Below are 8,380 nucleotides of genomic sequence, written 5' to 3' on the forward strand. Positions count from 1 at the left end.
GGCTTGCCTCGGGCCCCCATCAGTTCGTCGAAACGATATTGCGCTCCTTGGCGATGCGCTGGCGCAACTCCAGTTCACGCTTGATCTGGTCGGCGTATTGGGCAGGCGTATTGCCGTCCACCAACGAACCGCCATCGGCCAGGCGCTGGACGATCTTCGGGTCTTGCAGCGCCTTCACGGCCGCCGCGTGCACGCGCTCGACCACGGCCGGCGGCGTGCCGGCCGGGGCCACCAGCCCGTACCAGGCCATGTTGTCCATTTCCGGCAGGCCGCCTTCCTTGAACGTGGGCACATCAGGCAGCGTGGGCAGGCGCTTGGGCGCGGCCACGGCCAGGGCGCGCAGCTTGCCGGCCTGGATGTGCGGCATCGAAGACGGCAGGTTGTCGAACTGGGCATTGACCTGGCCGGCGATCACGTCGTTCAGCGCCGGACCCGAACCGCGATAGGGCACGTGCACCATGTCGGTCTTGGTCAGCGACTTGAACAGTTCGCCATCCAGGTGGCCGATGCCGCCCGCGCCGGATGACGCGTAGCTGTACTTGCCCGGGTTGGCCTTGAGCAGGGTGATGAATTCGGCCAGCGTCTTGGCGGGCACGGCCGGGTTCACCGTCAGCACGTTCGGCACGTTCACCAGGTTGGTGATCGGGGTGAAGTCCTTGAGCGGGTTGTAGGGGTTTTTCGGGTTGGTGGCCGGGTTGGTGGCCATGGTGCTGACGGTGGCTACGCCCAGCGTGTAACCGTCCGGCGCGGAACGCACCAGCGCGTCGGCGCCGATCGAGCCGCCGCCGCCGCCTCGGTTTTCCACGACGACAGCCTGGCCCAGTTCCCGGCCCAGCCCTTCGGCGACGATGCGCGCCACGATGTCGGTGGTGCCGCCGGCGGCGAAAGGCACGATCAGGCGGATGGGCTTGTTGGGGTAGGGGTCGGCGGCCAGGGCCGACGAACTAAAGCAGACGCCTGCGATGGCGGCGGCCAGGACGGCCTTGGCATGAGACAGCACGGTCAAGAGTCTTCTCCATATTGTTGTTCCGAGCCGACCGGCTTCATGGGCCGGCGTCGGTGAAGCGCGCCTTGCCCGGGTGCTGGCTTGGTCGACGCTTCGTGGGCGCAATTCCACACAGGAATCCCCCTACGGTCAACTCAGGATTCACCCTGTAGGCCGGGATAACTTTTTTTGGGCCGCTGGACGTTGCCGGAATATGCCGGCAGATCGGCGAAAATCCCAGGCCTGACAACGACATGAACGTTTTCCGGGCGATTTTCGATGCGCAATGATTGCGCAGTCATCGTGCCGTCATCAGCTGGGTAAATGCATAAAGTTCTGCATAACTTACAAGAATCTGATATTTTTCGGGGGAGATTCTTGGCCGGTCTTGCAAGAAAGCTATTGCGTTTGTTTCTGTCTGCGCCGTTCAATGGGGCGTTGGTTGATGTCCCCGCGGGGCAACGTGTAGTGCAGCGACGCACCGGGCCAGGGTTCCGTCCGTCTTTCAATCCCCGGTCTGTTTCGTCTTTCGCTGCCACGTGCTGGCGGGAGGGGGCCCGGACATTCTCGGAACGCCATGTCGCTGATCCTGATCCTCGCTCTGCCGTTTGCCGGCAGCCTGTGCGCCGCGCTGCTGCCTTCCAACGCCCGCAATGCCGAGGCGTGGCTGGCCGGCCTTATCGCGCTGGCCTGTGTGATCCTGATAGCCAGCCTTTACCCGGAAGTCGCCAACGGCGGCGTGGTCCGGGTCGACATGCCCTGGGCGCCCGCCCTGGGCCTGCAATTCACATTACGGATGGACGGTTACGCCTGGCTGTTCGCCCTGATCGTTTCCGGCATGGGCGCACTGGTCGTGCTGTATGCGCGCTACTACATGTCGCCGGAAGACCCCGTGCCGCGCTTCTTCTCGTTTTTCCTGGCGTTCATGGCGGCCATGCTGGGCGTGGTGCTGTCCGGCAACCTGATCCAGCTGGTCATGTTCTGGGAAATGACCAGCCTGGCTTCCTTCATGCTGATCGCCTATTGGCACCACCGCTTGGACGCCCGCCGCGGCGCGCGCATGGCGTTGACGGTGACGGGCGCGGGCGGCCTGTGCCTGTTGGCCGGCGTGCTGATCCTGGGCCATATCGTAGGCAGCTACGACATGGACCGCGTGCTGGCCTCCGGCGATCTGGTCCGCGCCGACCCCTGGTATCCCGCCGTGCTGGTCCTGGTGGCCTTGGGCGCGCTGACCAAAAGCGCCCAGTTCCCTTTCCATTTCTGGCTGCCCAATGCCATGGCGGCGCCGACGCCCGTGTCGGCCTACCTGCATTCGGCCACCATGGTGAAGGCCGGCGTATTCCTGTTGGCACGCTTCTGGCCGGTGCTGGCCGGCACCGACCAGTGGTTCTGGGTGATCGGCGGGGCAGGGCTGATCACGTTGGTGCTGGGCGCCTACGCGGCCATCTTTCAGCAGGACATGAAGGGCGTGCTGGCGTATTCCACCATCAGCCATCTGGGCCTGATTACGTTGTTGCTGGGCCTGAACAGTGAATTGGCCCTGGTGGCCGCCATTTTCCACATGATCAACCACGCCACCTTCAAGGCGTCGCTGTTCATGGCGGCCGGGGTGGTGGACCACGAAACCGGCACGCGCGACCTCAGCAGGCTGTCCGGCTTGTACAAGGCCATGCCGATCACCGCCACGCTGGCCATGGTGGCGGCGGCGTCGATGGCGGGCGTGCCGTTGTTGAACGGCTTCCTGTCCAAGGAAATGTTCTTCGCGGAAACCACCTTCGTCAGCGGCGACCGCTGGACCCAGATCGGCCTGCCGTTGCTGGCCACGATCGCCGGCGCGTTCAGCGTGGCGTATTCGCTGCGGTTCATTCTCCAGGTATTTTTCGGCCCGCCCGCCACGGACCTGCCCCGCGCCCCGCACGAGCCGCCGGGCTGGATGTTGTTCCCCAGCGCCTTGCTGGTGTTCATGTGCCTGCTGGTGGGTGTTGTTCCCAGCCTGACGGTCGGCCCCTTCCTGGCAACCGCCGCGCAAAGCATCCTGGGCGCAAACATGCCCGAATACAGCCTGGCCGTCTGGCACGGCGTGAACCTGCCGCTGGTGATGAGCCTGGTGGCGACGACGGCGGGCGTGCTGTTGTATCTGGTTCTGCGCGCGCACCAGCGCGCCAATCCAGGCCGCGTTCCCTTCATTTACCGGCTGGACGGGCGGCGCACGTTCGAAGCGCTGCTGGACGGCTCCAGCGTGGCGGCCGCGTGGCTGCTGCGGTGGGTGGCCTCGTCGCGCCTGCAAGTGCAGATGCTGTTGATTGTGCTGGGCTCGTTGTTCGTGGCCTGGCTGCCGCTGCGCGCGGGTGGGTGGCTGGAAGGCACCGGCCGCATGACGCCCGTGGACCCGGCTTTTGCTTTGCTGTGGCTGGTCGGTGGCGCCTGCGCACTGGGCGCGGCGTACCAGGCCAAGTACCACCGTCTGGCGTCCCTGGCGCTGGCGGGCGGCGCGGGCCTGATCACCTGCCTGACGTTCGTGTGGTTTTCCGCGCCCGACCTGGCGCTGACGCAGCTGTCAGTGGAAGTCGTCACCGTGGTGCTGTTGCTGCTGGGCCTGCGCTGGCTGCCGCGCCGGATCGCGAAAGACGACGAAGAACCCCTGAAGGCGACGCTGCTGGCTCGCGGCCGCCGTTTCCGGGATCTGCTGTTGGCCACGGCCGCCGGCACCGGCATGGCCGCGTTGGCGTACGCAGTGCTGGTGCGCCCGCAAGGCGACACGATTTCGTCGTTCTTCGTTGACCGCGCGCTGCCCGACGGCGGCGGCACCAACGTGGTGAACGTCATTCTGGTGGACTTCCGTGGGTTTGATACCTTTGGCGAAATCACGGTGCTGGGCATCGTGGCGCTGACGGTCTACGCACTGCTGCGCCGCTTCCGTCCCGCCGCCGAAAGCGCGGACCTGCCACGTCAACAGCAAGAGCAGGACGGCGGTGTGCCCGCCGCGCCCGACATCAAATCGCTGGTGCCCAGCGGCTCGATGATGGTGCCTACCGTGCTGGTGCGCCTGCTGCTGCCCACCGCCGCGCTGATCTCCGTTTACTTCCTGCTGCGCGGCCACAACCAGCCGGGCGGCGGTTTCGTGGGTGGCCTGATTTTCGCCACCGCCGTCATCCTGCAATACATGGTGGGCGGGGTGTACTGGGTGGAATCGCGCAGCCGCCTGAATCCCCAGAACTGGATCGGCATCGGCCTGTTGGCCGCCGGCGTCGCCGCCGTTACCGCATGGCTGGCCTACAAGCCGTTCCTGGCCGCGCTGGCCTGGGACGTGGCGCTGCCGCTTATCGGTCATGTGCATCTTTCCAGCGTGTTGCTGTTCGACCTGGGCGTGTACATGCTGGTGGTGGGCTCCACCGTGCTGGTGCTGGTGGCGCTGGCCCACCAATCGCTGCGCGCGCAACGCAAGGCCGCCGCCGAGATGCAGGCGGCCGCCATACAAACAGGGGAAGCCTGATGGAATTGATTTATGCCGTCGCGATTGGCGTGTTGGCGGGCTCGGGGGTCTGGCTGCTGCTGCGGCCGCGTACCTTCCAGTTCATCATGGGCCTGTCGCTGGTGTCCTACGCGGTCAACCTGTTCATTTTCGGCATGGGCCGTCTGACGTCGGCGCGTCCGCCGGTCATCGACCCGGCCATGGCGCATGACCCATCCTGGTACGCCGACCCGCTGCCGCAGGCGCTGGTGCTGACGGCCATTGTGATCGGCTTTGCCACCACCGCGCTGTTCCTGGTGGTGCTGTTGGCCTCGCGCGGCTTGACGGGCACCGACCACGTCGATGGACGGGAGTCCCAATCTTGAGTTTCTGGCTGCAACATCTTCCTGTCCTGCCCATCATCGTGCCGCTGTTTGCCGGCGCGGCCATGCTGCTGCTGGCCGACACCAGCCGCTATGCGCGCGGGGCAATTTCCATGGCCTCCACGTTGGCCCAGCTGGCGGCCGCCATCGCCTTGCTGGTGGTTGCGGGCGGCGGCGTACCGGGCGTCTGGCCGCAAGGCGTGGGCGTTTATCTGGTGGGCGACTGGCCCGCGCCCTTCGGCATTGTGCTGGTGGTAGACCGGTTGGCGGCGGTGATGCTGACGCTGACGGCCGTGCTGGGCCTGGCCACGCTGACCTATTCGCTGGCCCGCTGGGACCGCGCCGGAGTGCATTTCCATTCGCTGTTCCAGTTCCTGCTGATGGGCCTGAACGGCGCCTTCCTGACGGGCGATCTGTTCAACCTGTTCGTCTTCTTCGAGGTGCTGCTGGCCGCGTCCTATGGCTTGCTGCTGCATGGCTCGGGCGTGGCGCGCGTCAGCGCCGGCCTGCAATACATTGCCGTGAACCTGGTGGCCTCGTTCCTGCTGTTGATCAGCATTGCGCTGATCTATGGTGTGACCGGCACGCTGAACATGGCGGACCTGGCCCTGCGCGCCGGCAACCTGACGGGCGCCGAACGCATGCTGTTCGAAGCCGGGGCGGCCATCCTGGGCATCGCTTTTTTGGTCAAGGCCGGCGCCTGGCCCCTGAACTTCTGGCTGGTCAAGGGTTATGGATCGGCCAGCGCGCCCATCGCCGCCATGTTCTCCATCATGACCAAGGTCGGCATCTATGCGCTGCTGCGCATCGGGTCGCTGCTGCTGCCGTCGGGCGCACCCGCCGCGTTCAGCCTGGACTGGATGTTCGCGGCCGGCTTGGCCACGCTGCTGTTCGGCGCGCTGGGGCTGCTGGCCACCCAGCAGCTGGAGAAGATCGTGGGCTATTGCGTGATTGTCTCGGCCGGCACCTTGTTGACCGCGCTGGGCATGCCCGGCGTCACGCTGACCGGCCCCGCGCTGTTCTACCTGCTGAGTTCCGTGCTGACGACCGGCGCGTTCTTCCTCTTGGCGGAATTGATTGAACGCACCCGCAGCTTTGGCGCCAACGTGCTGGCCGTGACGCTGGACGCGTTCGATCTGGACGATCCCACGTCGGTCAACCGCTCCGACGATGTGGTCGGCGTGGCCATTCCGGCGGCCATGGCCTTCCTGGGGCTGGCGTTCATCTGCTGCGCCTTGCTGGTTACCGGCTTGCCGCCGCTGTCGGGGTTCGTGGCCAAGTTCTCGCTGTTGTCGGCGGCCGTGTCCGCCGCCACGGAATCGGCGCCGCCGATGGACGCATGGATCCTCGTGGCCGCCGTGCTGGTGTCGGGCCTGGCCGGCCTGGTCGGGCTGGGGCGCACCGGCATCCGCGTCTTCTGGGCCAGCGACGACCGCAGCACGCCCCGCTTGCGCGTGATCGAAGCAGGCCCGGTTGCCGTGCTGTTGCTGTTGTGCGTGGGCCTGGCGGCGGGCGCCGGCCCGGTGTCGGCCTATCTGGACGACGCGGCGCGGTCCCTGGACCAACCCAAGTCCTACATTGACGCCGTCATGTCCGCGCAGACCGTGCGCGGCCTGAAAGGGGGAAGCTGATGCGCCGCGTTTACTTCCTGTTCCTGCCCGTCTTCCTGTTTGTGTTGTGGCTGGTGCTGAACGAAAGCCTGTCGGCCGGCCAGATTGCGCTGGGCGCGGCGCTGGCCTTGTGGTTTACGTGGGCGGCCTCGCGCCTGCGCCCGCTGCACGCGCGCCCGCGCCGGCTGTGGAAGGCCGTGCCGCTTTTCCTGCACGTGTCGGCGGACATCATCCGGTCCAACATCGCCGTGGCCAAGCTGATCCTGAGCCCTCGCCGCAACGAATTTTCACCCGGCTTCATCATGATTCCACTGACCATGCGCGACCCGCACGGGCTGGCGATGCTGGCGTGCATCGTGACCTACACGCCGGGCACGGTCTGGGTGGACCTGACGGCCGATCACGAGCTGAAATTACACGTGCTCGACCTGCAGAACGAGCAGCACTGGGTGGATCTGGTCCAGCAGCGCTACGAGCGCCCGTTGATGGAGATGTTTGAATGACGATAAATACCGCACTGTATTGGGCGGCATCCTTCGCCCTGGTGTGCTTTGCGCTGGGCATGCTGTGCGCCACCATCCGCCTGTTGCGCGGCCCCACCGCCCAAGACCGCGTGCTGGCGCTGGATACGCTGTATATCAACGGCATGCTGATGATGCTGGTTTTCGGCATCCGGTCCGGTTCCTCGTTGTATTTCGACATTGCGCTGCTGATCGCGCTGTTCGGATTCGTCGGGTCCACGGCCATGGCGCGCTTCCTGCTCCGCGGCGAGGTCATCGAGCCATGATGGACGCCGCCATTCCCTTGTGGGCGGGCATTCCCGCCTGCGTCCTGCTGGTGTTGGGCGGGCTGTTGGCGCTGACGGGCTCTGCCGGGCTGCTACGTTTTCGCAGCTTTTACGCCCGCATCCATGCGCCCACGTTGGGTAACACGCTGGGCTGCGCCTGCGTGCTGCTGTCGTCCATCCTGGTGTTTTCCGCGTGGTCCGCGCGACCGGTTTTTCACGAGGTCATCATCACCTTGTTGTTGGTGGTTTCTTCGCCCGTGACGGCCATGTTGCTGATGCGGGCGGCCACCTATCGTCATCGTCTGACTAGAGCCGATGCCGACCAGGATGCGCGATAAGCCTGTAACAAGCGACACGGCATGTGAACGCCGAAGTCCATGCTGCAATGCGGCAATATGACTGACAGGGGCCAACCGCCCCTGTTTTTCTTTATGTGGTGACAGCAGGGGCAAGTGGGCCCCTGGCACGGGCTTGAAACGTAGCCTTACGAAATCACGTCGCTGGTCATGTGCGCGGCGCGCAGTCGTGGGATAGTGGTTTCAACAAGCGGCGCAGCGGTACTACAGACGGCGCCGCTTTCGGTTCAATCTCGGTTCAATTCTAGTAAGGAGCTGGCCATGAACGTACGACCCATGCATACGAAACGCCTTGCGGCATCCCTTTGCGCGGCGGGCTTGATGCTGGCTGCGGGGGCGGTCCACGCGGCAGATGCGATCGGCCGCGCTGCCATCCAGTCCCAATACGAGCAGGACGTGGCGAACTGCAAAAGTGGCAAGACCAACCAGGACCGCGCCACCTGCATGCGCGAAGCCGGCGCGGCGCGCGACGAGGCCCAACGCCAGAACTTGAAGGAAGGTTCGTCCGACCAGCTTCAGCAAAACATGGTGGACCGCTGCAACCGCTTGCCCGCGGGCTCCCGACAGGATTGCTTGACGCAGATGAGTTCGCCGACCAACGTGCGCGGCAGCGTGCAGGGCGGCGGCGTGCTGCGTGAAACGGTGATCCAGGTCCCGGCCGGTACCGTGCCGCCGCCTGCCGGCACCATGCCCTCGACGGGCGCGATGCCGCCGGCCACGTCCCCGGGGATGGCGCCGCCGCCTGCCACCACGGGCGCGCCGATGCGCCAGTGAAACTCCATGCGGTAAATGAGCGACGCGGGGGCCC

8 protein-coding genes are annotated in these 8,380 nt (G+C 65.7%); 7 read left to right on the top strand and 1 reads right to left on the bottom strand.

Translation table 11 applies throughout. From position 1 onward, the window contains the following. Positions 1–19: 19 nt before the first annotated feature. On the bottom strand, positions 20–1,006 hold the full coding sequence (locus ACNPP0_RS21070) for a Bug family tripartite tricarboxylate transporter substrate binding protein (protein ID WP_332607995.1): 987 nt from the start codon (positions 1,004–1,006) through the stop codon (positions 20–22). Between the two features lie 556 nt (positions 1,007–1,562). On the opposite strand from ACNPP0_RS21070, the gene ACNPP0_RS21075 reads away from it, so the two are divergent. The 7 genes from ACNPP0_RS21075 (at position 1,563) to ACNPP0_RS21105 (ending at position 8,346) form a co-directional block, all read left to right on the top strand. Beyond that, positions 1,563–4,478: a monovalent cation/H+ antiporter subunit A gene (locus tag ACNPP0_RS21075; protein ID WP_332607996.1), complete on the top strand. Its 2,916-nt coding sequence runs from the start codon at positions 1,563–1,565 to the stop codon at positions 4,476–4,478. Next, entirely contained in the window at positions 4,478–4,822 is a 345-nt protein-coding gene (locus ACNPP0_RS21080) for a Na+/H+ antiporter subunit C (RefSeq protein WP_332607997.1), read from the top strand. Before ACNPP0_RS21075 ends, ACNPP0_RS21080 begins: the two co-directional genes overlap by 1 nt. Next, on the top strand, positions 4,819–6,450 hold the full coding sequence (locus ACNPP0_RS21085) for a monovalent cation/H+ antiporter subunit D (protein ID WP_332607998.1): 1,632 nt from the start codon (positions 4,819–4,821) through the stop codon (positions 6,448–6,450). Before ACNPP0_RS21080 ends, ACNPP0_RS21085 begins: the two co-directional genes overlap by 4 nt. Next, positions 6,450–6,932: a Na+/H+ antiporter subunit E gene (locus ACNPP0_RS21090; protein WP_332607999.1), complete on the top strand. Its 483-nt coding sequence runs from the start codon at positions 6,450–6,452 to the stop codon at positions 6,930–6,932. The genes ACNPP0_RS21085 and ACNPP0_RS21090 overlap by 1 nt, the downstream gene beginning before the upstream one ends. Beyond that, the gene (locus ACNPP0_RS21095; RefSeq protein ID WP_332608000.1) at positions 6,929–7,216 is read left to right on the top strand and encodes a K+/H+ antiporter subunit F; all 288 of its coding nucleotides are present in this window, start codon (positions 6,929–6,931) and stop codon (positions 7,214–7,216) included. Before ACNPP0_RS21090 ends, ACNPP0_RS21095 begins: the two co-directional genes overlap by 4 nt. Next, positions 7,213–7,554: a monovalent cation/H(+) antiporter subunit G gene (mnhG, locus tag ACNPP0_RS21100; protein WP_332608001.1), complete on the top strand. Its 342-nt coding sequence runs from the start codon at positions 7,213–7,215 to the stop codon at positions 7,552–7,554. The genes ACNPP0_RS21095 and mnhG overlap by 4 nt, the downstream gene beginning before the upstream one ends. A 279-nt stretch (positions 7,555–7,833) precedes the next feature. After that, the gene (locus ACNPP0_RS21105) at positions 7,834–8,346 is read left to right on the top strand and encodes a hypothetical protein (protein ID WP_332608002.1); all 513 of its coding nucleotides are present in this window, start codon (positions 7,834–7,836) and stop codon (positions 8,344–8,346) included. Positions 8,347–8,380 lie beyond the last annotated feature (34 nt).

The sequence above is a fragment of the Achromobacter semiaridum genome, from assembly GCF_053543755.1.

Coding starts and splice junctions, on each gene's coding strand:
- ACNPP0_RS21105 (WP_332608002.1), top strand. CDS start 7,834: ATGAACGTACGACCCATGCATACGAAACGCCTTGCGGCATCCCTTTGC.
- ACNPP0_RS21095 (WP_332608000.1), top strand. CDS start 6,929: ATGACGATAAATACCGCACTGTATTGGGCGGCATCCTTCGCCCTGGTG.
- ACNPP0_RS21090 (WP_332607999.1), top strand. CDS start 6,450: ATGCGCCGCGTTTACTTCCTGTTCCTGCCCGTCTTCCTGTTTGTGTTG.
- ACNPP0_RS21080 (WP_332607997.1), top strand. CDS start 4,478: ATGGAATTGATTTATGCCGTCGCGATTGGCGTGTTGGCGGGCTCGGGG.
- mnhG (WP_332608001.1), top strand. CDS start 7,213: ATGATGGACGCCGCCATTCCCTTGTGGGCGGGCATTCCCGCCTGCGTC.
- ACNPP0_RS21075 (WP_332607996.1), top strand. CDS start 1,563: ATGTCGCTGATCCTGATCCTCGCTCTGCCGTTTGCCGGCAGCCTGTGC.